The organism is Nostoc paludosum FACHB-159 (genome assembly GCF_014698835.1).
Taxonomy (GTDB): Bacteria; Cyanobacteriota; Cyanobacteriia; order Cyanobacteriales; family Nostocaceae; genus Nostoc; species Nostoc paludosum.
Window position 1 is genome coordinate 19,960 of record NZ_JACJTU010000020.1, and the last position, 22,993, is coordinate 42,952.

Sequence of the window (22,993 nt, forward strand, 5' to 3'; positions counted from 1 at the left end):
CTAATGATAAATGGCTAGTGACCAATGACTAAATGACTAATGACTAGTGAAATTGTAATTATTGGTGGCGGCGTTATTGGTTTAGCGATCGCCATTGAACTTAAACTGCGCGGGACAAATGTCACCGTGCTTTGTCGTGATTTTCAGGCTGCTGCTACCCACGCTGCCGCCGGGATGTTGGCGCCCGATGCCGAAAAAATCCCGGATGGCGCAATGCGTTCCTTGTGTTGGCGATCGCGTGCTTTATATGCCGACTGGACGCGTAAATTAGAAGAATTGACCAGCTTAAATACGAACTATTGGCCTTGTGGTATCCTGACACCTGTTTTTGAAGAGGACGCTCTGATGCGGGGACGCGGTGACGCAAAGAAAGAGGACACGGGGACACGGGGACACGGGGACGCGGAGAAATTACTCACCGCGTCACCGCGTCTCCCACTCTCCGCGTCTTCTTCCCCTGCTTACTGGTTAGACAAAGAAGCAATTCATCAATATCAGCTAGGGTTGGGAGCAGAAGTAGTTGGTGGCTGGTGGTATCCTGAGGATGCACAAGTTGATAATAAGGCTCTCGCTCACGTCCTGCGGACAGCAGCTGAGTCTGTTGGTGTTGAACTCAAAGACGGCGTTACAGTAGAAGGATTTTTACAACAACAGGGACAAGTTATTGGCGTGCAAACCAATGCTGGGGTAATTCGCGCCGCCCACTATGTTTTAGCCTCCGGTGCTTGGTCGAATGAGTTGTTACCGCTACCAGTGCGTCCCAGAAAAGGGCAAATGTTAAGTCTGAGAGTACCGGAATTTGTACCGGAATTGCCCTTGAAGCGGATTTTATTTGGGCAAAATATTTACATTGTACCGAGACGCGATCGCTCCTTGATTATTGGGGCAACAAATGAAGATGTTGGTTTTACACCCCACAACACCCCAGACGGCATTCAAACATTATTACAAGCTGCCATCCGGGTTTATCCGCAATTAAAGAATTATCCCATTCAAGAGTTCTGGTGGGGATTTCGCCCAGGGACTCCCGACGAATTACCCATCCTGGGCGCCAGCCATTGTCAAAATTTAACCTTAGCCGCTGGTCATTACCGCAACGGGATTCTACTTGCGCCGATAACAGCAGCATTGATAGCCGATTTTGTTTTGGAACAAAAATCTGACCCCCTACTTGCTAATTTCCATTATTCCCGGTTCCAGTCCCAGCCATCTACCCCGACCCCAATGCTCACTCACTCTGCTAATTTCTCTAACGGACATCGTACCTCCCCATTACCTACAGACGCGATGAATCGCGTCTCTAGAAATTCCCCACTGGTTATTGCAGGCAAAACCTTTCAATCCAGGTTGATGACAGGAACTGGTAAGTATCGCAGCATTGAAGAAATGCAGCAAAGCATCGCCGCCAGTGAATGCGAAATTGTTACCGTCGCAGTGCGACGAGTACAAACCAAAGCACCTGGACACGAAGGTTTAGCTGAAGCCTTAGATTGGACAAAAATCTGGATGTTACCCAACACCGCAGGTTGTCAAACTGCTGAAGAGGCAATTCGGGTGGCGCGTTTGGGGCGAGAAATGGCGAAGTTGTTGGGACAGGAAGATAATAATTTTATCAAGTTAGAAGTAATACCCGATACTAAGTATTTACTCCCAGATCCCATTGGTACGCTGCAAGCAGCAGAACAACTAGTTAAAGAAGGTTTTGCAGTATTGCCCTATATCAACGCCGATCCCATGTTAGCCAAGCGATTAGAAGATGTAGGTTGTGCTACAGTGATGCCCTTAGCTTCGCCCATTGGTTCTGGACAAGGGCTAAAAACAACCGCCAACATCCAAATTATCATCGAAAATGCGGGCATACCAGTGGTGGTAGATGCTGGCATTGGTTCGCCCTCAGAAGCCGCCCAGGCAATGGAATTGGGAGCAGACGCTTTGTTGATTAATAGTGCGATCGCCCTGGCTCAAAACCCCGCCGCAATGGCTCGTGCTATGAATTTAGCCACAATCGCCGGTCGTTTAGCGTACCTTGCAGGCAGAATGCCCATCAAAGACTACGCCAGTGCTAGTTCGCCCCTCACTGGGACAATTACTAGCTAGAGAATGGGGCATAGGGCATGGGGCATGGGGCATAGGGATAAGGGAGAGAAAAGGACAACGGCACAAGAAGAATAATTCTTAATTCTTAACTCTTAACTCCTCACTCAGCACTCCAATACCCAATGCCCAATGCCCAATGCCCAATACCCATTAATGTAACGTTTTGTCTAGCAGTTTCAGAGCAGTTCTACCATTTATGTAACATTAAATGAAGAATAAAGATAAAGGAATTAATTCATGCCTTATACAACCGAAGAGGGCGGCCGCCTGAACAATTTTGCTAGGGAACCAAAGGTTTATCAAGCAGAACCTCCTACAGAGGGGCAAAAACGAACCTATATCATACTAGGAATCGCTGGTATAGCTTTGGTTGGTGGCTTAATTTCAGTCGCTTTCTTAGTTTCCTAGAACGGTTGAGTGTAAAACTTTTAATAAAATTTCATTTTTTTTAGTTTTTCAGGTTCCGATTTCAGGAGGAACCTGTTTTTTTATTTTTTGTTAAAATTAGGGTAGTAATTAAGTATAATTACATACTTCATTATTCTACAAAATTGGGATAAATAGTCTTGTTTGGAGTTCCAGCGAATAGATTTATAATTAAAACTTTTAATCCAAAATCCAAAATCTAAAATCTAAAATTGCTATTATCCTTAGCATCACAACATCTACTTCAAAATCATTTTCATAATGAAATTTTTAGCTGACTCCGATGCGCCCCAAAGGTGACATATACTTTGTTTTGGCTCTTTAGCCGCCATGAGCGTGAATGATACTCCACACAACGATAATTCTACTTGGAACCGACAAGTTTACCAGCGCTTAAAACTTGCCTTAAGTCTTGGTTTACGACGACAACTTTTTTTGGCAGTATGTGATGATTTACACTTGAGAAACCAAGTAGCAGCGCGTTTGCATTCTACGTTGGCTTATCCTGTGGGACAAGTGCTATATCAGCCATCAAATGCCCAAGAAAATAGCACTCCAGCTTATCCGCGATTAGTTACGTTACGTTTAAATTTAACCGATCCCAATCCCGTAGCTCAAATCAATCAATGGTTGGCTAATTATCCACCGCCAATTATTGGAGCATCAAAAGATAGCCCAGGAAGACCTTCTCCCATACCAGCATTTCAGATTGTGGGGGTGGAGCAGCTGACCAAGCAACCGGTAGCAATACAGCGTTTATTTTTACATTATCTCCGGTTAAGCGAGCAATATTTCTCTACCCAAGAATCCAGTCGATTTTTAGAATCTAACTTGCTGTTGTGGATACCACGTCCTTGGCTGTCTGCTATCCAACAATCAGCGCCACAGTTTTGGCGTTGCCGTACTGGGGTATTTGTGTTTGCTGGAGAACCCACACCAGCAACTCAAAATTCAGGCTATCCAGAACGTTTTTCTAATTCTAGAAGTTTGGATGTGGGAAATCTTGAGCATTCAATTTTAGATGAATCTGTTAGCCAAGCAGAACTCAAATCAACAGTTAGCGAATTAAAATTTGAGAATAATTCTGATTTTCCAGCACAGACAGAAGAAAATAGGTTAGATAGAAGCCAAGAAGCAGTACCATCAATCGTAGATTTATCAAAGACTGCGCCACAACAGCAACAATCCGCTATTAGATCTGGCAGTGGAAGCGATCGCCATTTGCTGTCTTCTTTATCTCATATTAGCAGCGAATTAACGGAATTAGTATTTGCATCAATCAACACCAAGATTATTCAAGATACAGAAGAACGCTGGCAACCACAGCAGATTTTGTTGGACATTGAAGAATTACATTTACAGGAAGTTTCTGGGGAAATTCTCGCAGAAGCTTATCATCGTTTAGGTAATTTATACCGCCTTCGGATTGAGCAAGGAGAGTCAACTTTAGAAAATTTGATGGTGGCAATTCTCGCTTATCAAGAAGCAATTAGCTATGACGAAACTTCACCACAAATTCCAGATATTTTGAATGACTTGGGTACACTTTATTGGATGTTATCCCGCACACCACCTAATTCTGAAGAGGGACAAACATACATAGAACAAGCAATAGAATTTTATCAGTTGGCCTTAGAGACAATTTCACCCCAGACACATCCAGAAACTTACGCCCGCGTGCAAAATAATTTAGGCACAGCTTATGGTGATTTAGCTCGTTTTTCTCATGCGGCTGAAAATTGGCAGCAAGCAGTTTTAGCTTACAGCGAAGCCCTCAATTACCGCACAGCGGATATGGATTCATTAAAGTATGCTGCCTGCCAAAATAATTTGGGTACTGCTTATTGGCATTTAGGGCAATATAATCAACCGATTGTGCATTTAAAGAAAGCGATCGCAGCTTACAACCAAGCAATTTTACACTACAACCCCCAAGAGGAACCGCTCAAATATGGCATGATTCAAAACAACATCGGTACTGCCTATTGGAATCTGGCACAATACGAACAACCCGGCGAAAATTTACAACTAGCTATTGATGTCTATAACGAAGCTCTGAAATATCGCACCCCAGCTAATGTTCCTGCCGCCTGCGCTGCAACGCAAAATAATTTGGGTACTGCCTATTGGCATTTAGCAAATTTATCTCAAACCACTAAAGAAGCAAGGCAAAAATATCTACAATTATGCATTAATGCTTATGAAGAAGCTATAGCTTTGGCTCACTCGCTAAGTGGTAATCCTTTAAGTTTTGATTTGCTGGCTTCTCATAATAACTTGGGACTGGCACACTATCAGCTAGTAACAGATAAGTCTTTTAATGGTGATAAAGCAACACGTTCTCAACATCTAGAAATAGCATTAGATCATCATTTACAAGCTTTAAATGGATTAAGTAAACAACCAGAAGCTTATCAAACAACCTTCGCTTATGTGGTGAAAACTATTCGTGCTTTTCACAATGAATTAGGGATACAGGGGCAAAATATAGCTTTATCGAAAGTTCCGAGTCAGTTGTTACCAGAAATTTTGTCAAAACTATAGCAGTTTAAATTATTTGTGAAAAATATATAGGAATCCGATTTGATTACTGAAAAAATTTAAGTATCTGTAGGGTGCGTTATGCTTCGCAATAAGGCACCAAATCCTTAAGAATAGACCTGCCTTGAAAATAGGGACTGGGGACTGGTGACTAGGAAAGAAATATTTTCATTCCTTCGTTGTGAATTGTGTTCATGGAGTCTCTTGCAAAAGTGCTTTTTGCACTCTTGTGGGAAAAGGTGAGCCAGCGCGGTCTTGGGGGTTTCCCCCATGAGCGACTGGCGAACCCCGAAGGGGTTAAAGGGGAAAGGGAAAATGGAAAATACCAAACCTTTCCCCTTTTCCCGACTTCTGCAAGAAGTCTAATGGTGTCGTACTCTTTGCGCTAACGCACCCTACGTATATTTCAATTGGTATAACTTCAGCGAAAGTAGAGTTAAGGAGAAGCCTCTTCAGAATGGAGAGCTTTCAACGCGATTTCTGCTGGATGAACTACTCCGTTTTCGCCTAGATTTTTCTGTTGCCTGCGAATTACAATCATGCCGCGAGAGCGATTTGATGACGAATCCTTATCGACGCAAGCAGCATATAATCGCTCAATCGAGCATTTCCAAAACCGGGTATATCGTTTGGGATTTGTATCTGCAATGGTGACTTCTTGAGTTTTCGGATCGTAATCTGCCAATAGTGAGAAGTGACCTCCTTCTAGGCTTGGGTTTTCATGGGCAATACGAGTGTTAAAGTTAAGAATATGAACATCAGTTTCATCACAGACGGCTGCTTCAACTTCACGGATGAATGCTTCGAGCGTCATACTCGGTTTATCAAAATGCTCCATCCGAATCGACAGCGGTAATCCTTTTTTTTCAATATAAGTTTTACAGGTGTCGTAAGTTTCTGCTAAGGTCATGCCATCATCTAAAACTGATGCGATCGGCAGTTGGGTGGCATAAAAAATCTCATCAACTGTTGTTAGATATCCCAATGCAGTAAAAGCATAGGCGATCGCAGTAACATTACAACAGTAAATGGGTTGTTGAAATTGATGTAGTTGAATGATTTCTAAATCTCGCTTAGAAATCTGAGCTATATTCTCAATATCCATTTTTCTACCTGCTTGAATACATACATCAATTAACTCAGAGCAATTACCAAAAAATCTCTTTCTCGATAATTCTTAAAGGAAGCGTCAATAGGTCTATGAATTGACCTTTGGCTTTATTGCAGATCATGTTTGCATTATCTAGCGATCGCCCTTAATTACACAAGGACAGTTAAGACAGTTAAGGAAAAACAAGATTAATTTTATTAATTACTAGTTATTCAAGCTAAGGCAACACCAACTTCAGGTTTTTCAAGGTATTCTGCCCATAGACCTGGTTTTGCAACTATGTATTAACTATAAGCAAAGTTTATCTAAGGTTTTTATAAAAATCTAAATATATGATTAATCGCTTTAGCGGTCTTAACTGTCGTTGTATTTTTACTCCGATGTCTGAGATCCTGAATATCTAAAGGATGGCTACGCCCGCCGTACTCCTTTGGAGAAGTAAGCTACGCAGAACGTCTTGTAGAGAAGGTATCGCAAAACTTTTCGGTCTACTGAAGGTGTCAGTTTGACAAAAATATGTTGATTTATCACTTCAGAAGATGCCAGTTCGACAAAAACGTGTCGATTTGTCCCTTCAAAAGGTGTCAGTTCGACAAAAACGTGTTAATTAATAAATTAAGAATAAGTTGTTCGAGAAAAAATTCTTTTTGACTTATCATTCGAGGACTTTGTATAATTAAAAAATAAGTCGTTCTAGAACCACTTTAATTTTAATTATAGAAGAAGACAAATTTCGAGAAAAACATGTCCATGTATAAGCTCAACTTAAGTCGTTCTAGAACTGTTTATTCTTAGCTTATTAAAGAATGAGTTTTTGTAATTAAGTGTTGTCAAAACCGAAGAACTTCACCCCACCAAAGCCAATACGGTTCGGTTAAAGGAGAAAGGAAAAAGGGTAATTTCAAACATGCACCCATTAGACCTCTTGCAAAAGTGCTTTTTGCAAGAGGTGGGAAAAGGGAAAAGGTTAAAGGGGAAAGGGAAAATACCAAACCTTTCCCCCTTCCCCCTTCCCCTTTTCCCGACTTCTGCAAGAAGTCTATTTTCCCCTTCAATTAATGATTGCGGCATGATTCTGACGATTGAAGATTGAAGACGCGATGAATCGCGTCTCTAGAAATTGTCTGTTGCATTTTTTTGGAAATTGGTATTATTTTTTATTGGGCTTTTTTATTCTTATCATCAGGTTTAACTGACTCATTTGATTTGCCGCTTTCAATCTGATTTTTGTCTGGATTTAATTTGGTCTTAGGCAGAATTGCTCCAGCCACTTTTGCATTTTTTAAATTTATACCTTCCAAATTAGCATTTTCTAAATTTGTGCCTTCCAAATTAGCATTTTCTAAATTTGCACCCTTGAGATTGGTGTCAAACAGAATTGCATTTTGCAACTTAGCATCGTTGAGATTGACACCACTAAGATTAGCACCGCTAAGATTTGCCCATCGTAAATCGACTTCATTTAAGTTGAAATTTCTGAGATCTGCACCACTGAGATCGCACTCTTTACAATCTTTAGTCCCTAATAATTTTCTCACATTTTCAGCTACTTCTTTTCTCACTGTAGCTGCTTGAGAAGAAGTTTGCCAAAGTTTGATTTCACCTAATGCACTACCAGTAACAAGAGTCTTACCATCGGGAGTAATAGCGATCGCTTCTACCCAAGCAGCATGATTTTTTAGCACCCGAATCAATTCACCATTACTAATATTCCACATTTTGACCGTCAAATCCCTAGAACCAGTGAACAGAGTCTTTCCATCTGGACTAAAAGCGATACTATCAATAGTACCGCTATTTCCTGATAGATTATAGTTGCCTTTATTATCTTCGCCTCCAAAAGGCATCTCTGCTTTGTTAGAATTCAAATTCCACAATTGTAAGCTACCAAAATTTCCGCTATTAGCTAACACTTGGCCATCAATATCAATGGCAAGCGCAACAACTTTGGGAGATTGCGTCATCAGAGTATTTAGCTGTTTTTTATTTTTCAAGTCCCAAAGGTCAACTGTATTTGCTCCATCACTACCGATAGCTAAAATTTGCTTTTTTGGACTCCAGGCAACAGCATTAACTGTTCCTGTTCCTCCAGACAAAGTTGTGGCTATTTTACGAGTATTTAAATCCCAAATTTTAATAGTTTTTTTAGTTTTATTTTCACTATTATTTTCTTTTTCATCGCTGACACTAATTAGGCTTTGATTATCAGCATTAAAGGTAATAAACTTAACTTCATTTGTATAGTCATCAAAACTATGCAGCAGCTTTCCGGTGTTTAATTCCCAGAGTTTTACTGTTTTATCTTCACTAGCACTAGCAGCTTGTTTGCCATCAGAACTAATAGCAACAGATTTGATAGAACCAGAATGTTTAGAAAGGGTGCCCAGAAGTTCGCCTTTTTCCAAACTCCAAAGTTTCACAGTGCCATCGTCAGTACCACTCACAAGGATTTTGCCATCAGAACTAATTGCTAGGGAAGTAATCCACTGAGTACGTCCGGAAGGTTCAGCAAGGGTACGGAGTAATTGAGTATTTCGCCAAGCTTCCGAAGGCAAAGCGTTTTTCGAGGTTGCTTGTGATGTTTTTGGGGTTTGTGACGATGATTGAAATTTGAACCAAAGTAACCCAGCAACAGTGACAACTGCTGCTAGTAGTGTTAAAAATGTTATGGTTTTTCGAGATATTTGCGTTGAAATCATTATTGTTAAGGTATCTGATTTGTATTTGATTGGTTGAATTACAGGTTAATCTATGGCATGTAACCTGTGCAAATATTTGTAACAAAAAAGTTTTCAGATACTGATAACATGGGCAATGGAGCGATCGCCACTCAACTCTACAACCGGATGTAAACTTGACACCGCTAACTATAACTACGGACAATTTCTGATAAAACAGATGTTGAACTGAGTCTGCTGGGGCAAAATAGAAAACATGACGAATGAATCGAACTCCTCAAATCTACCAACCCCAGAACCTATCCCAGAAGACGATTTGCAGCCAGATGACTTTGATGGTGCTGCAACTGAGAATCATCTCACCTCAGAAGAATTAGCAAACAGACAAGCCCTAGCAGCTATTTCGTCTTTGCAATCTCCCCAACATACAACGGCTCTCAAACAAGCTCGTTCTGGTTTCAGACAATCCCTTGCCAAGCAATTCACAGTCAAACCCAGGGCATTGCTGCTGATTTTTGTAGCGATCGCCGCCACTTTTATCGGTATTATTCTCAATAACTGGATTGTCGGCGTTGTCGGAACACTGGTAACTTTACTGTTATCCCTAGCAATATTATTGCCTTGGTTTCTAGAAGTTTTTGACGAGTGGTTTTCGCCTCAAGAACGGACGCTGTTTGTCGGCTTTTTGGGACTAATAATAGCCATCATCGGCTCGATCCGGTTTACAGGCATAGGCGATCGCTTGTTTGCTTTAGGACGCCAAATTAACTGGGAAACTGCTGGTAGTCTAGCCGAATGGTTTGGCGCTTTAGGACAAATTCTCATCGCCATCATTGCTGTTTACGTAGCTTGGCGACAATACGTAATATCCAAAGACTTGACAATTCAACAAAATCTGCTAACAGTTCAGCAAAATATTATCACCCAGCAGCAAACAATTGATTCTTATTTCCAAGGCGTTTCAGACTTAGTATTAGATGAAGAAGGATTATTAGAAGATTGGCCTCAAGAAAGAGCGATCGCTGAAGGACGCACTGCGGCAATTTTAAGTAGTGTTGATGGCAGTGGAAAAGCGAAAATTCTCCGCTTTCTCTCACGTTCCAAGCTGCTATCACCCCTAAAACGCGACAGTCGATTGGGTAGACCTATTCTCGATGGTATGGGTGGTTACGCCGAAGATCGTCTAGAAGGTGTGCGCGTCATCGATTTAGGCGTAATGCTTGCAGCCGCCGACCTTTCTGGTACCGATTTGCGTTGGACTGATCTCAGCGAAGCTAATCTTGTCCGCGCTAATCTTGTCGGCTGTGACTTAGTAAAAGCTAACCTTTCCCGCACAATTTTATATGATGCCAATCTCACTGGTGCTGACCTCAACGGAGTTCGCCTCTTCTACGGCATAGCAGATAAAGCATCGCCCCGCAGTCGCACCGAACCACCAGATTATCAAACAGGCGAACAAACTGGCGCTGTGGTGGAAAAAGCCGATTTCACTGACGTGCAAAGAATGTCTGAGTTTGTAAAATACTACTGTTGTGCTTGGGGTGGCGAAGCAACTAGAGCCACTATTCCTGGTGGTTGTGAAGGTATTCCTAATAAATTGGGACGATAGATATCAGCTAAGAATTCAGGAGCAGAGCTTTTGAAAGCTCTGCCAAAGCATCAGAATTGCTATTAACATTTCTATACTGTTTGATTTGCTTCCAACCAGTTAAGTAAATCTTCTATAGTTGTAAAATCTAATAAAGCCTCAGCAAGTACTTCTAACTTTTCTAAAGAAAGAGTTTGAATGCGTCTGTCAACCTCTTGTGGTAACTCTCCTACCCGTCTTTGTAGTAGTCGCAGGACAAGTGTTTGTCCTTGTTCCTGTTTTCCCCGCTCGTAGCCGATGCGCTCACCTGTGGTAATGTAGCTCATAGTCCGCTCCTGCTCAAATTCTTTAAACTCTTGCCAAAATTGAATCAACTAACTCTAATCCATAGAGCAATATTAGTTGCTCAAGTGTGACGTTTTCCGCAGCCAGAGTTTGAACCATGAATCACAGCCTTTTTCATCTAAAGGACTAGGGAGATGGGGAAACAAATTAATTCAAAATTCAAAACTTGTACTGAGCTTGTCGAAGTATTCAAAATTCAAACATCCTGCCTGCTGCCTCCTACCCCAGTCAACAGTCAAGAGTTAACCGTCAACACGCCAGTAATTCTCGCCTTCAGGTAGAGTAAGAATTTCAACGCCATCTTCAGTCACAGCTAAAGTATGCTCAAATTGGGCAGAAAGTTTGCGATCGCGCGTTACAGCAGTCCACTTATCGCTGAGAACTTCGACTTCGTAAGTCCCTTCGTTAATCATTGGCTCGATGGTAAAAACCATCCCTGGCCTGAGTCGCTTGCCTTTACCCCGCGTACCATAGTGGGGAATATCCGGCGCAGTGTGAAAAATATTACTGATACCGTGTCCTACAAAATCTCGCACCACTGAAAAGCCCTGTGCTTCAGCATACTCTTGAATAGCTGCACCAATGTCGCCAATGCGTGCCCCTGGTTTAACTTCCGCAATACCCAAGCGCAAACACTTTTCTGTCACCTCCACCAGCTTTTTCGCTACTGGAGATGGAGTACCGACAATGAATGTCTTGGATGTATCGCCGTGGTAACCTCCCACAATCGGCGTCACATCAATATTGATGATGTCACCGTCCTTAAGAATTTGCTTGGCATTAGGAATGCCGTGACAGATGACCTCATTTACACTAGTGCAAATCGACTTGGGATAACCTTTATAACCAAGGGGTGCGCTTTTTGCTCCATGCGCTTGTGTCCAACGTTCGGCTTCATCATTGATTTCCAAAGTGCTAACCCCTGGCTTCACCAATGGTTCAAGATGTTGTAGAAGTTTGGCTGCTAAGCGTCCGGCTTGACGCATTTTGTCTAATTCTCGTTGGGATAAAATAACAATTAGTTCAGTTCTCATCAATTTTTATCTAGATATCTTTCACAAATATAGTTAACCCTGACAGTGCAGCTCTTTGGGCAGCATCAGCAACTTTGAGGGTGTACAAACTTTCCTCTGGGGTAACGTACAAAGGAGTGCCATCAAAAAGATGGTCTAACACCATAATTGTGTCTTTTGCAAACAAACCCCGGCGGGGGCCAACCTCTATAGGTGTTGTTTCCCCTGGCTGGATGAAAACTCCTGTGTCGCCATCAAAAATTAAAGCACCGTTTTCACCGTGAACTTCAAACTTGCGTTCTGACTGCCAAATAGTTTCGCCTTTGCCATAGACTACTTGGGCTAAAAGTCCACTGTTAAAGCAGAGTTCACTAGTGCATAAACAGGCTTGGTAATATTCTGATTCTGTTTCCCAATATCGTTGGTGACAGTTAACAGTAAATACTTTACCAAACAAATCGGTGAGACGATGTAGGCGCGACAGGGCACCAATTAACGGAAAACCGAAAAGTTCGTGATTATAAGTCCATTTGCGGGGTGCAGGATTCTGGGGATTGACGGTGCTGTAGCGGACATAAAATACTTCACCAATTTTGGCTAAGTTTTGCTTCAAAGCTTGATGCACCCCACCCAAAAGTTCTAGGTGTTCGACGTGGAGGAGTTTTTGTTGTGCTTTAGCCAAGGCGATGAGTTCTTCAGCTTCCGCCACATCCAACGAAAGCGGATACTCGACAATTACATGTTTGCCATTGGTAAGTGCTGCACGAGCGATCGCCCCATGATCTCGATTCACTGTCGAAATCACCACCAAATCTATATCCGAGCGTTCTACTAGCTCTTTCCAAGAACTCAAAGCTTCAATTTCGTACTCTCTGGCAAAGCTTTGAGTTTTTTCTGGGGTATGACCAACAACTGCGACTAAGTGCGATCGGGCAGCTTGCCCTTCCCCCATTCGCCCATCATTCAGCAACGCTTCAGCCCGAAACTTTGCTGCATATCCAGTACCTACCAAACCTACACGCACTGTTGCTTTTTCCAAACTTGCTTCTGAATTATACACGATACTCACTAGTTCTGGTTTTTTGGGCATTGGGCATTGGGCATGGGGCATGGGGCATGGGGAAAGGGAAAGGGGTAAGGGGAAAGATTAAATTTATTCCTTTAACCTTTACCCCTGCTTCCTCTGCTCCTCTGCCCCCAGTCCCCAGTCCCCAGTCCCCAATCCCCAATCCCCAATCCCCAATCCCCAATCCCCAATCCCCAATGCCCAACAATAATATATAAACAAAACTTATTAGTATTAACTAACTAAATTTCATTACTAATCGCGGTCAAATTAGAGTTACATAGTTTAATTTTTCTCGTAGTATCAGAATTGAAGCAAATATAAAAGGGCGGCTAATCCTATCAGACCAGCCGTAAAATTTGCTTTAGCATAACTTATACTGCCGTTTCCAAAAGAGAGGATTATCCAATGGCAACTTTTAAAGTCACACTCATCAATGAGGCCGAAGGGCTGAACAAAACCATTGAAGTTCCTGATGATGAATATATTTTAGACGCTGCTGAAGAAGCTGGTCTTGACTTACCCTACTCTTGCCGCGCTGGTGCTTGCTCCACCTGTGCAGGTAAACTCGTATCAGGTACTGTCGATCAAAGCGATCAGTCATTTTTAGATGACGATCAAATAGAAGCTGGATATGTACTAACCTGTGTTGCTTACCCAACCTCTGATGTAACAATCGAAACTCACAAAGAAGAGGAACTCTACTAAGAATTAGGCATCTCAACAATAAATCTCTTGCAAAAGTTACTGATGTTCAAATAATACAAGCAAGGAATTTAGGAGAAATATTCTTCTAATAGTATGTGTCCATTCTCATGATAGTTTGAAGAAAAGCCTAATTTTATAACAAAGCAGGAACATTAAATTCATTGTGTTCCTGCTTTATTAATATGGGTATTGCCTGTTGCCTATTTCCCCAACCTTGTTCCCTTTTAAGAAAATTACCATCCTAATTAGCTTTACAGCTTAACTTCTTTACTGAGCATTTTAATCTCAGTACCAGGATAGTAGAATTGCAGAATTTTCTGATTAGACCAACCAAGTTTAGCTAAATTTTGAGCGCCAGTTTGGCTCAAGCCGACTCCATGTCCTAACCCACCACCAATAAAGGCGTATCCCCATAGTTCTGGTTTGCCTTTGTTTAAAGGTTCTATATAAAAAAGTGTACTTGTGGGAGCAGCAAAAGCACTGCGAACCTCGTCTTTATGAAGAATAAAGGTGCTGTTATCAGTTTTGACTGCGAGTTCGAGGATGCGTCCACTCTCGCTTCGCTTCACCACAGCCATAGCCTGAATTGTCTTAAATTTGGCATGAGGGCTATTTGTTACGCGCAAAAATTTCTGTAAATCCTTGATAATATCCTCTATACGGGTTTCTCTGCGCCAACGAAACATATTCCACTTACTTTCATTAAAACCTTGCTGTATGTTAATAAACTTTTGGAAGTTCTTTTCATCAGCTAAACTTTGCTTCGATAAATTCCAAAGATTAGTCGCAGCATCGACTACAGGACGCAGATAAGGACGATCCTCACCATTCCAGACATCGCTGAAGGAGGCGGTGACACCGCCAGTGGTGGAAGAATACAAGGCGTCTACTAGTTCGTTTTTATAAGTCAGTACTTTACCTCTAGTTGCAGCGATCGCTTGGTCTGTTTTCGGTGCTGCTCCATTCAGTCCATAATAAACTTGGCAGTGTGTATCAGCACACAACTGATAGTTATCTGCGGCAAATCTACGTAAATTTCTCAAGGCATAAGTACGAGCAAGAATTGTTTGCGCTTCTAGGGCTGCTGTTGGTGCATCAGTGCCTATTTCATAAGGCACAACCCCACGCAAATAAGTTTCTAAGGGTACTTGGTTAACTAAAGTGTATGTCCCGTAAGCGTTCGGTTGTAAATTTAGCCGCCCTGCATAAAGACGAGCATTCGCTGGTTTATCGCTTTTATTCACCCGAATCAAGTTTTTCTCGGTGCTAATTTCTAACTCATTCGGACTGTAGCGCTTACCATCCACTACCCAACTAACTCGCGGCACTTGTTTGGTAACTTTACTATCAAGATATGCTTTTTCTTGATTAGCAGCTTGGATGTTCTGCAACAACAACCGTCGCAATAAAGGAGTGCTGTAAACGTCGCGTTTCGCCCAAACCTGCCAGCGTTCTGGCTGGGCTATTTCCACTTCCATTCCCTGAGAGCGCCATTTTTTTGCACTGTCCTCCGCAGTTTCAAAGGTGCGGTATGTACCTAAGACTACCACTTCTTCAACTGCTGGCTGGGATAAAGTTTGCATAACTGTTTCCAGCTTCACAGGCTTATTGGTAACCACAACTTCTTGCTTGTTACCCGTTTGAAATTTTAGCTTTAAGCGATCGCCCTTTGTCGGTTCCAGTTGCAGCTTCGCTGTGGCTTCGGCACCAAATCGTTGCACAATCCCAATTTTCAGTTCTACATCGCGGATATTGCTCTCAGGCGCCGATGCCGCAGTCAGTCCCGATAGGCTAAATGTCGCCACCAGAGTGTAGGAAAAACGCCAAAAGGAAAATTTCATAGCTCCCTGATTTTGCCCCTGAATGCGGCGTTGGAGCTGATTTTCCAATTGCTTTGTAACGCGGTCTTTTTGTCGCATGAGTGCTCCAATGATACCATTACCAGTTTTGCCCAAATAAATATCACTTACTTGCAAAACAAAGTCATAACGATTATGATTTATATAAAGGTACAAAAAAAACTAGTTGATAAACTCCTTATGGTTAGAGTCCAAGAAATTCCATTAAATCAGATTAAACGCCCGTTGCCCCGTGCAAACGATCCAAATAAAGTACAAGCCTTAATGGAATCGATTGCCGAAATTGGGCAGCAAGAACCGATAGATGTTCTAGAAGTAGATGGACAATATTATGGCTTTTCTGGTTGCCATCGGTATGAAGCTTGCCAGCGTTTAGGCAAAGAAACCGTTTTAGCCAGAGTCCGTAAAGCACCCCGTAGCGTTTTGAAGATGCACTTGGCATAGAAAATGGGAATGGGGAATGGGGTATGAGCAAGCAGGAAGTGTGGGAGGGGTGGGAGGTGTGGGAGGATAGGGAAAAAATCTTTCCCCCCTCTCTCCCCACACTTCCCCATCTCCCCAATACCCAATCCCCAATCCCCAGTCCCCAATTACATATAACCCAATTAGGAGAAAATTATGTCATCACAAGTAACAGTCAAAAACGTGAATATCGGCATTGACGAAGAGAGTAGGGCTAAAATTGCCGAGGGATTATCTCGGCTGTTGGCTGACACCTACACACTGTATCTGAAAACTCATAATTTCCATTGGAATGTGACCGGCCCAATGTTCCAAACATTGCACCTGATGTTTGAGACCCAGTATACAGAATTAGCGCTAGCAGTTGATTTAATTGCTGAAAGAATTAGAGCGCTTGGCTATCCCGCACCAGGAACCTACAGCGAATATGCCAAATTAAGTTCGATTCCAGAAACTCCGGGAGTTCCTAAAGCTGTAGACATGATTAAGTTGCTAGTGGAAGGACAAGAAGCCGTAGTCAGAACTGCACGGTCTATTTTCCCAGTAGTGGACGAAGTTAACGACGAACCTACCGCCGATTTATTGACTCAGCGGATGCAAGTACATGAAAAAACAGCTTGGATGTTGAGAAGTTTGCTGGAAGAATAGGAATTGGGCATGGGCATAGGGGGTGTGGGAGACAAGGGAGACACGGGGACGCGGAGAATAACTAATGCCCAATACTTCGGCTGCGCTCAGTACAAGTGCCCAATGCCCAATGCCCAATGCTCGATGCCCAATACTTCGGCTGCGCTCAGTACAAGTGCCCCATGTCCAATATTGATTTCACCCAAAAGTTACAAAAATTAATGCAGCGAGTGGGCATTTCTAGTTTTAAAGCCCTCAGTCGTGCTGCTGGTGTCTCAGAGCATCAAATTTTGCGGTTACGGCAAGGAAAACTAGAGCAGATGCGGGTAGATGTACTGCTGAAGCTGTCGCCAGTGCTACAGATGCCATTGAGTGAATTAATCACAAATTTTTCAAGTGTAGAATTATTACAAAATCCAGCAGCTAATCAAGAATTATTAAGAGAAATTACAAATTTAAAAATAGAATACGATCGCTTGCAACTTCAATTAGAACAACAGCGAGAAATATTACTACAAGAACTCCAGCAGTCAACTTTACAGATGCTGGAGTCTTTGTTGTTGCAATGGCCAACAGCAGCAAAAAAAGCCCAAGAAGATCCAGAGTTTGCAGCAGTGAAAATAGTGCCATTGGTGCAGAAACCCCTAGAAAAACTTTTACAACGGTGGGGAGTGGAAGCGATCGCATCTGTAGGAACACAAGTACCTTACGATCCCCAACTACACCAATTGATGGAAGGAAAAGCACAACCTGGAGAATTAGTCAAGGTACGCTACACTGGTTACCTTCAAGGTGACAAGCTGCTTTATAGAGCCAAAGTAAGTCCTATGTGAAAGGGATTGGTGACTGGGGACTGGGGATTGGGGAAGTCTGGGGAGTGTGGGAACAGAGGGGGGAAAGATTTCTTCTCCATCCTCCCACACTTCCTGCTTGCCCCATGCCCAGTCCCCAGTCACTAATCCCCAGTCCCCACTCCCTACGACCTGTTAAGAAAGTCAGGAATTAGAAGTTAACACTGGGGAGTTATAAATCATAAATTCTCAGTTTTAGTATTGTCTGTTGAGAAATAACAGACACAGGGAATACTAAAGCAGCAGAAGCGATGCCTCAGATAACTTTTTTGAGAGGGAAGGTGCATCTAAACTTCAATTACAAACAGGACTTAGGGTATGCAAAAGGACAACAAAACAAATGAGTTTCCCAATCAATTATGGGAACTCGTCAGCACTTGTCCAGTTAAAAACCAACAGGAAAATGTCTCTATTGCCTTTCTATTGCAGATTGTTAAAGATATCAAGAAGCTTCAACAAACCCATGAAGCACTCCAGCAAGCTTATGCACAACTCGAAAGACAAGTAGAAGAACGGACTCAAGAATTAATTAAAACTAACGAGGCACTCCAAGCTGAGATTGCTCAACGGCAACAGACACAAGCAGAATTAATGCTTTACAAGCAAGCGGTAGAAAGCTCCAGTGATGCTATTGGCATAGCGGATGCTGCGGGTAATCACATCTACCAAAATTCGGCATTTTCCAAATTGTATGAATGTGAAACTGTGCAGGACTTCATGAAATTTGGGGGCTTTTCTGCTGTGTTTACTAACTCGGCAGTTGCCAAGGAGATATGGCAAGTTACTATTTCCGGTAAGTCCTGGATAGGTGAGGTTGAGCAACAGTCTGCTAGTGGTCGGATTATGCAGACTTTCCTCAGGTCTTATTCTCTGAAAGATTGCACGGGTAAGAATGTTGGTTTAGTTGGTGCAGTTACTGACATCACCGAGCGTAAACTGGCAGAAGTGCAACTGCAACAGAAAGAGCAATTCCTCCGCACTGTCTATGAGGGAGCTGAACATTTGATATTTGTGGTGGATGTTCTAGAAGATGGTGACTTTCTCTTTACGGGTTGGAATCCAGCTACAGAACGTACCACTGGTATCAGTAGTACAGAAGTAATTGGTAAAACACCAGAAGATGTGGTTGGTGTTGTGGAAGGTATAGCAGTTCGTCAGAGATATATAAGTTGTGTAGAAGCAGGTACGCCCATTACTTATGAAGAATGCTTAACTTTTCAAGGTGAAGAAGTTTGGTCGCTAACTACAATTAATCCACTCAAAGACAGTAAGGGTAGAATTTATCGGTTGGTGGGAACAACGGTTCATATCACTGAGCGGATACGAGCAGAAACTCAATTAAAGCAGCAGGCAGAGGACTTAGAAAAAGCTCTCGATGAACTCCAGCAAACTCAAATGCAACTTGTCCAAAGTGAGAAAATGTCAGGTTTGGGACAATTGGTGGCGGGTGTTGCTCACGAAATTAATAACCCTGTGAATTTTATTTACGGCAATCTCGCCCACGCCAACGACTACATTCAAGACTTAGTGGGATTCATTCGACTCTATCAGCAACTCCATCCCCATCCCATATCTGAAATTGAAGAATTAGCAACAGACATTGACTTAGAATTTTTGATAGAGGACTTGCCCAAACTCTTCAACTCAATGAAGATTGGGGCCCAGCGAATTCGAGAGATTGTTTTATCCTTACGCAATTTCTCTCGCATGGATGAAGCTGATATGAAAGAAGTAAATATCCATGAGGGAATCGATAGTACTCTGATGATTCTGGAACATCGAATCAAGGCTACACCAGATCGCCCTGCCATTCAAATTATTAAAGAATACAGTAATTTGCCTTTAGTGGAATGCTATGCAGGGCAACTCAATCAGGTATTTATGAATATTTTGGCAAATGCGATCGATGCTTTAGAGGAGGCAATGGGAAATGCTGAATGGGGAGTAGGGATTGGGGAGATGGGGAAGTGTGGGGAGTGTGGGGAGAGAGGGGGGAAAGATTTTTTCCCTATCCTCCCACACTTCCTGCTTGCCCAATGCCCAATGCCCCATGCCCTATGTCTAATTCCGACGATTCGCATTCATACTGAACTCACTAGGGAAAAACAAGTTGTTATTCGTATTGCTGACAATGGATTAGGAATACCGAAGCAAGTGAAACAGCGACTTTTTGACCCGTTCTTTAGTACTAAGCCCATTGGTAAAGGCACTGGTATGGGTTTGTCTATTAGTTACCAAATTATTTCACAAAAGCATGGTGGCAGCTTAGAATGCATTTCGCAGCCAGGAAGTGGGGCTGAATTTGTGGTTACTATTCCTCTTAGCCAAAAATAAACTACTACCTTTATGCCAGAAAGCGATTTAATTTAATTTGTATGTTTGAGCTTGGCGGAACCCAAACCAAAATTGTTGGCTTTAGTTTCTTAAATCCGAACCTAAATTCATCCAATTATGTAAACTATTAGATATAAATAAACTCAATCTTAATTGAGATTATTCATCAATATTTTCAATCACTAAATTTAACCTATTTATAAAAAATATTATTAAATATTGAGTAATTGAGCATTTTTAGCAAGACTTTGAAGAACAGATTTTAGGAGCGATCGCTGTTTTAATTAAATAAACAATCAACAGCCAATATTTATCGAAGTTTCAGTTAGTAATTTCCCAAAATGAACAATTTAGCACTATTCAATTTGATTCTTTACTTTTAGATAGTTAAAAAAATTCTATTATCGGTATATAATAGCAAAATGCAAACAACATTTACACAAATAATCGTGAAATAATTATGAGAGAAGAAGTCAAAGTTATTAAACTCAGTGGGAGTCTGAACTCCACAACCTCACAAGAATTTAGGCAAAATATTACTAAAATTCTCGAAGTTGGCGTGAAAACTGTCTTACTTGATTTTCAAGATGTAACTTTTATGGATAGTTCAGGTTTGGGAGCTTTAGTCTTAGCTTTCAAAACCTTGAGAGCAGCAGATATTCAGCTTGTTATCTGTTCAATTAATGAGCAAGTCAGAATATTATTTGAATTGACTAATATGGATAAGATATTTGAAATATTTCCTACCCAAGAAGCATTTAATCAGGTTTTATTGTCCAAAAATTAATTAATCAAATTTAACTTGCAAAATAGATAAGTCATCATCAAAACCATCTTTGGAGTTGAGAGCGATTAAATAACTCAGTACCCGTTCGAGTTGGCTATCAACAGAATTTTGTAAGCTAACTAATAGCTGAATAAAAGCATCTAAACTCCAAAGCGTGCCATCTGATTTAGTGATTTCATAAGCACCGTCACTAAAAATATAAAGGGTACTGAATTTTTCAATATTGCAAAAAGCATCAACATATTTTGCTTCTGGAAACATCCCAACTGGCATACCGGGGGTTTTCAAGAGTCGAATTTCGGATTTTCTGGGAGATGTGCCGGTGATTAAAACTGCTGGTGGATGACCTGCACTAGCATAAATTAACTGGCGATTGATGCGGTTGTAAACTCCGTACCAGATTGTAAAGTACTTGTCATTTTGATAATTCATCTGAAAGGTATCATTTAAAGCCTTTAAGACATCACTAGGTTGATAGTAATTAAGACTTTTGAGGGCACGAGAACGAAGCAAATTCATCACGGAAACCGAGGGAAGAGTGGCTTTGAGTCCGTGTCCAGCAGTATCCAACAAATAAATTGCTAAATAATCAGCATCAAGCCAGTAATAATCGAAACAGTCACCGCCGAGTTGTCGTGAGGGAATGAATCGAAAATTGATGTTGAAGGGTTCATTCATGGGAAAAGGCAGGAGCGATCGCACATATTCTGCGGCTTCTGACATTTCTGATTCTAAAAGCAACTTTTGAGTCTGCAAATCTCTACTTAATTGATGCAGACGTAATCCTGCTCTTACCCTTGCTTGTAATTCATTGTGTTCAATGGGCTTGGAGATAAAATCATCAGCACCAGCATCTAATCCTTTAACACAATCGGCAACGGAATCTAAGGATGTTAATAAAATAAAAAATGTGGTAGAAAATTGCGAATCTGTTTTAATGCGGTGGCAGACCTCAAGACCATTCAACCCCGGCATGATCCAATCACAAATAATTAGTGCTGGATGGCAAGCCTGCGCCTTTTCTATTCCCTCTTCGCCGCTACTGGCAGTAATTACTTCATACCCCTGTTTTTCCAACATCCTTTTCAGGAGTATTTTGATTGAAGGATCGTCATCAATTATTAGTATTTGATACATAGAACGTTGCACGAACAACTAATTAAAAATTTACTGTAAATATAAAAAATAAAATATGAGATGGACTGGTTCTTTAATGCTCAAAGAATACCTAATTTTTTCACTAACCAAAAAAAACAGCTAGGACGGTCTTTTTGGTCTCTGAAATGAGCAACTGCCGTCGTAACGAAGACAAAAAATAGATAGGTAATATGTCCATCAAAATTTAGTAATATATTAGTAATATTGCTGTATTAATACTACTAACATATTTTGATTTTTCCGTCGAATTTATGAATTTTTAAAGTCATAAAACATTATGGAGGTGCAAGCGGATTCAGCCACAGGAGAATGCTGGTTTTTAGCTGATTCAAGTCCCGGTATGCTTCTTGCTTGAACCATTGTCCTAAGGCATCAAAGGGAGTGAAAGATGTTCCAGTTTGCCATTTGATGTCTTGGCCTAGAGGGGTTGTGTGATTTCCTGGTAAAGTTTGTGCTGTCACCATTTCACCAAAGCGTTCTTGCAAGATTTTGGTTAAAGCTGCTGATTGGTCAATGGTGTCGTTGCTAAATTTTATTAATAAATTACGTCGGATATTGTATCGCTCTAGGACAAGTCTGTTAGTTTCCAATGGTGAGGGAGTAAACTCGATGTTCAAAGTAGAATTGAATTGTTCTACTAGGGGAATGGCTTCTTTAGCGGCGTAGTTGTTGAAGGATATTAAAATATTGCCTGCGCGTTCAACTTCAAAGAAGCTACCTATTAATAAGTGAAGTTTACAGCCCATGCTGTGCCCAAGGCCGTAAATGGGGAAGTAAAGCTTGCGTAATGCCCCAGAGTCATGTAGGCGTTCGAGGGTGCGGTCAAAGTTGAGCAGCACGGATTTGGCGATCGCAGTATGATCCAAGGTATTGACGAAAGGTGTGGCAATGACAGCGTAACCTTTACTTGCCAGTTGTTCCAGTAGCCAGCGATAAGTAAGGTGCGGTGCAGTGGCGACAAAAGCACCTCCTAGAAAATGGATGATACCTATGGGATTTCGGGGAATGATTACCCAGTTACCTCTAACTTCTTTCCAGTCCATGCCGATAAGCGATCGCTTCACGAATAATATTTATGTTAGACGGGGATTGCAACTGTGGGAAGGATTACCGAAAAACCCATTGGAGCTTTAACGTGCAACAACGTCTACAAACTTCCAAATAAAAAAGCTATCGAACTACCTTTCCTTCTTTAGGAGACGCTACGCGTTCGCCTAGCGTCTCCTAAAGAAGAATCGTAGAGTGTACGTAAGTCCTATAGGAATCAGGTTTGATTTCTGAAATTATATATCTGGGTAGGCAAGAGGCAAAAGGCAACAGGCAATAAGATTTTCGGAAATTA

Annotated in this window: 19 protein-coding genes and 1 pseudogene; 11 read left to right on the forward strand and 9 right to left on the reverse strand. The window is 41.6% G+C overall.

Translation table 11 applies throughout. The features are described from left to right. Positions 1 to 39: 39 nt before the first annotated feature. The 3 genes from thiO (at position 40) to H6H03_RS20380 (ending at position 5,067) form a co-directional block, all read left to right on the forward strand. Complete coding sequence (gene thiO / locus H6H03_RS41385; protein ID WP_190956913.1) at positions 40 to 2,097, forward strand: glycine oxidase ThiO; 2,058 nt, start codon at positions 40 to 42, stop codon at positions 2,095 to 2,097. Positions 2,098 to 2,334: 237 nt separating this feature from the next. Then, on the forward strand, positions 2,335 to 2,505 hold the full coding sequence (gene psb34, locus H6H03_RS20375; protein ID WP_190956914.1) for a photosystem II assembly protein Psb34: 171 nt from the start codon (positions 2,335 to 2,337) through the stop codon (positions 2,503 to 2,505). 348 nt (positions 2,506 to 2,853) lie between these two features. Then, positions 2,854 to 5,067: a tetratricopeptide repeat protein gene (locus H6H03_RS20380; protein ID WP_190956915.1), complete on the forward strand. Its 2,214-nt coding sequence runs from the start codon at positions 2,854 to 2,856 to the stop codon at positions 5,065 to 5,067. Between the two features lie 433 nt (positions 5,068 to 5,500). Here the strand turns inward: H6H03_RS20380 and H6H03_RS20385 are convergent, their stop codons facing one another. Both H6H03_RS20385 and H6H03_RS20390 read right to left on the reverse strand, forming a co-directional pair. Beyond that, the gene (locus tag H6H03_RS20385) at positions 5,501 to 6,199 is read right to left on the reverse strand and encodes a phytochelatin synthase family protein (RefSeq protein WP_390842761.1); all 699 of its coding nucleotides are present in this window, start codon (positions 6,197 to 6,199) and stop codon (positions 5,501 to 5,503) included. 1,133 nt (positions 6,200 to 7,332) lie between these two features. Further along, positions 7,333 to 8,874 (reverse strand): WD40 domain-containing protein, encoded by a 1,542-nt coding sequence (locus H6H03_RS20390; RefSeq protein WP_190956917.1) that lies wholly within the window; start codon positions 8,872 to 8,874, stop codon positions 7,333 to 7,335. A 235-nt stretch (positions 8,875 to 9,109) separates the two neighbouring features. Here H6H03_RS20390 and H6H03_RS20395 point away from each other — a divergent pair, with 235 nt between their 5' ends. Beyond that, positions 9,110 to 10,462, forward strand: coding sequence for a pentapeptide repeat-containing protein (locus H6H03_RS20395; RefSeq protein WP_190956918.1), 1,353 nt, complete (start codon positions 9,110 to 9,112; stop codon positions 10,460 to 10,462). A gap of 71 nt (positions 10,463 to 10,533) precedes the next feature. Here the strand turns inward: H6H03_RS20395 and H6H03_RS20400 are convergent. From H6H03_RS20400 to H6H03_RS20415, 4 genes and pseudogenes are all read right to left on the reverse strand, one after another. After that, a pseudogene (locus H6H03_RS20400) lies at positions 10,534 to 10,809 on the reverse strand (DUF4351 domain-containing protein); the annotation flags it as partial. A 219-nt stretch (positions 10,810 to 11,028) separates the two neighbouring features. Beyond that, a complete protein-coding gene (gene map / locus H6H03_RS20405; protein ID WP_190956919.1) occupies positions 11,029 to 11,820 on the reverse strand; it encodes a type I methionyl aminopeptidase in 792 nt (263 codons plus the stop codon). Positions 11,821 to 11,830: 10 nt separating this feature from the next. After that, entirely contained in the window at positions 11,831 to 12,889 is a 1,059-nt protein-coding gene (locus tag H6H03_RS20410; RefSeq protein ID WP_190956920.1) for a Gfo/Idh/MocA family protein, read from the reverse strand. Beyond that, positions 12,852 to 13,049 (reverse strand): hypothetical protein, encoded by a 198-nt coding sequence (locus H6H03_RS20415; RefSeq protein WP_190957006.1) that lies wholly within the window; start codon positions 13,047 to 13,049, stop codon positions 12,852 to 12,854. Before H6H03_RS20415 ends, H6H03_RS20410 begins: the two co-directional genes overlap by 38 nt. A gap of 224 nt (positions 13,050 to 13,273) precedes the next feature. On the opposite strand from H6H03_RS20415, the gene H6H03_RS20420 reads away from it, so the two are divergent. Continuing rightward, the gene (locus tag H6H03_RS20420; RefSeq protein ID WP_190956921.1) at positions 13,274 to 13,573 is read left to right on the forward strand and encodes a ferredoxin; all 300 of its coding nucleotides are present in this window, start codon (positions 13,274 to 13,276) and stop codon (positions 13,571 to 13,573) included. A 251-nt stretch (positions 13,574 to 13,824) separates the two neighbouring features. On the opposite strand, the gene H6H03_RS20425 is transcribed toward H6H03_RS20420, so the two are convergent. Beyond that, on the reverse strand, positions 13,825 to 15,492 hold the full coding sequence (locus H6H03_RS20425; RefSeq protein ID WP_190956922.1) for a SpoIID/LytB domain-containing protein: 1,668 nt from the start codon (positions 15,490 to 15,492) through the stop codon (positions 13,825 to 13,827). Between the two features lie 120 nt (positions 15,493 to 15,612). Between H6H03_RS20425 and H6H03_RS20430 the strand changes: the two genes are divergently transcribed. The 6 genes from H6H03_RS20430 to H6H03_RS20455 all read left to right on the forward strand — a co-directional run bounded on the left by H6H03_RS20430 (position 15,613) and on the right by H6H03_RS20455 (position 20,493). After that, entirely contained in the window at positions 15,613 to 15,876 is a 264-nt protein-coding gene (locus tag H6H03_RS20430) for a ParB N-terminal domain-containing protein (RefSeq protein ID WP_012410090.1), read from the forward strand. Positions 15,877 to 15,899: 23 nt separating this feature from the next. Further along, positions 15,900 to 16,094, forward strand: a complete 195-nt coding sequence (locus H6H03_RS20435; RefSeq protein ID WP_190956923.1) for a hypothetical protein — start codon at positions 15,900 to 15,902, stop codon at positions 16,092 to 16,094. Then, positions 16,051 to 16,542 (forward strand): Dps family protein, encoded by a 492-nt coding sequence (locus tag H6H03_RS20440; protein ID WP_190956924.1) that lies wholly within the window; start codon positions 16,051 to 16,053, stop codon positions 16,540 to 16,542. The genes H6H03_RS20435 and H6H03_RS20440 overlap by 44 nt, the downstream gene beginning before the upstream one ends. A gap of 161 nt (positions 16,543 to 16,703) precedes the next feature. Next, positions 16,704 to 17,354: a nucleotide exchange factor GrpE gene (grpE, locus tag H6H03_RS20445; RefSeq protein ID WP_190956925.1), complete on the forward strand. Its 651-nt coding sequence runs from the start codon at positions 16,704 to 16,706 to the stop codon at positions 17,352 to 17,354. A gap of 336 nt (positions 17,355 to 17,690) precedes the next feature. After that, positions 17,691 to 19,706: a PAS domain S-box protein gene (locus H6H03_RS20450; protein ID WP_190956926.1), complete on the forward strand. Its 2,016-nt coding sequence runs from the start codon at positions 17,691 to 17,693 to the stop codon at positions 19,704 to 19,706. A 460-nt stretch (positions 19,707 to 20,166) separates the two neighbouring features. Beyond that, positions 20,167 to 20,493, forward strand: a complete 327-nt coding sequence (locus tag H6H03_RS20455) for an STAS domain-containing protein (protein ID WP_190956927.1) — start codon at positions 20,167 to 20,169, stop codon at positions 20,491 to 20,493. Here H6H03_RS20455 and H6H03_RS20460 read toward each other — a convergent pair whose 3' ends face one another. Together H6H03_RS20460 and H6H03_RS20465 are read right to left on the reverse strand one after the other, a co-directional pair. Then, positions 20,494 to 21,630 (reverse strand): SpoIIE family protein phosphatase, encoded by a 1,137-nt coding sequence (locus tag H6H03_RS20460; protein ID WP_190956928.1) that lies wholly within the window; start codon positions 21,628 to 21,630, stop codon positions 20,494 to 20,496. It abuts the gene before it with no gap. A 296-nt stretch (positions 21,631 to 21,926) separates the two neighbouring features. Then, positions 21,927 to 22,694, reverse strand: coding sequence for a DUF1350 family protein (locus H6H03_RS20465; RefSeq protein ID WP_190956997.1), 768 nt, complete (start codon positions 22,692 to 22,694; stop codon positions 21,927 to 21,929). Positions 22,695 to 22,993: the final 299 nt, after the last annotated feature.

Bases quoted from the DNA above. Each gene is read 5' to 3' on its own strand.
- H6H03_RS20420 (WP_190956921.1), top strand. From the start codon at position 13,274: ATGGCAACTTTTAAAGTCACACTCATCAATGAGGCCGAAGGGCTGAAC.
- H6H03_RS20465 (WP_190956997.1), bottom strand. From the start codon at position 22,694: ATGGACTGGAAAGAAGTTAGAGGTAACTGGGTAATCATTCCCCGAAAT.
- H6H03_RS20395 (WP_190956918.1), top strand. From the start codon at position 9,110: ATGACGAATGAATCGAACTCCTCAAATCTACCAACCCCAGAACCTATC.
- thiO (WP_190956913.1), top strand. From the start codon at position 40: ATGACTAGTGAAATTGTAATTATTGGTGGCGGCGTTATTGGTTTAGCG.
- map (WP_190956919.1), bottom strand. From the start codon at position 11,820: ATGAGAACTGAACTAATTGTTATTTTATCCCAACGAGAATTAGACAAA.
- H6H03_RS20390 (WP_190956917.1), bottom strand. From the start codon at position 8,874: ATGATTTCAACGCAAATATCTCGAAAAACCATAACATTTTTAACACTA.
- H6H03_RS20440 (WP_190956924.1), top strand. From the start codon at position 16,051: ATGTCATCACAAGTAACAGTCAAAAACGTGAATATCGGCATTGACGAA.
- H6H03_RS20410 (WP_190956920.1), bottom strand. From the start codon at position 12,889: ATGCCCAAAAAACCAGAACTAGTGAGTATCGTGTATAATTCAGAAGCA.
- H6H03_RS20450 (WP_190956926.1), top strand. From the start codon at position 17,691: ATGCAAAAGGACAACAAAACAAATGAGTTTCCCAATCAATTATGGGAA.
- H6H03_RS20460 (WP_190956928.1), bottom strand. From the start codon at position 21,630: ATGTATCAAATACTAATAATTGATGACGATCCTTCAATCAAAATACTC.
- grpE (WP_190956925.1), top strand. From the start codon at position 16,704: ATGTCCAATATTGATTTCACCCAAAAGTTACAAAAATTAATGCAGCGA.
- H6H03_RS20430 (WP_012410090.1), top strand. From the start codon at position 15,613: ATGGTTAGAGTCCAAGAAATTCCATTAAATCAGATTAAACGCCCGTTG.
- H6H03_RS20455 (WP_190956927.1), top strand. From the start codon at position 20,167: ATGAGAGAAGAAGTCAAAGTTATTAAACTCAGTGGGAGTCTGAACTCC.
- H6H03_RS20380 (WP_190956915.1), top strand. From the start codon at position 2,854: ATGAGCGTGAATGATACTCCACACAACGATAATTCTACTTGGAACCGA.
- psb34 (WP_190956914.1), top strand. From the start codon at position 2,335: ATGCCTTATACAACCGAAGAGGGCGGCCGCCTGAACAATTTTGCTAGG.
- H6H03_RS20425 (WP_190956922.1), bottom strand. From the start codon at position 15,492: ATGCGACAAAAAGACCGCGTTACAAAGCAATTGGAAAATCAGCTCCAA.
- H6H03_RS20435 (WP_190956923.1), top strand. From the start codon at position 15,900: ATGAGCAAGCAGGAAGTGTGGGAGGGGTGGGAGGTGTGGGAGGATAGG.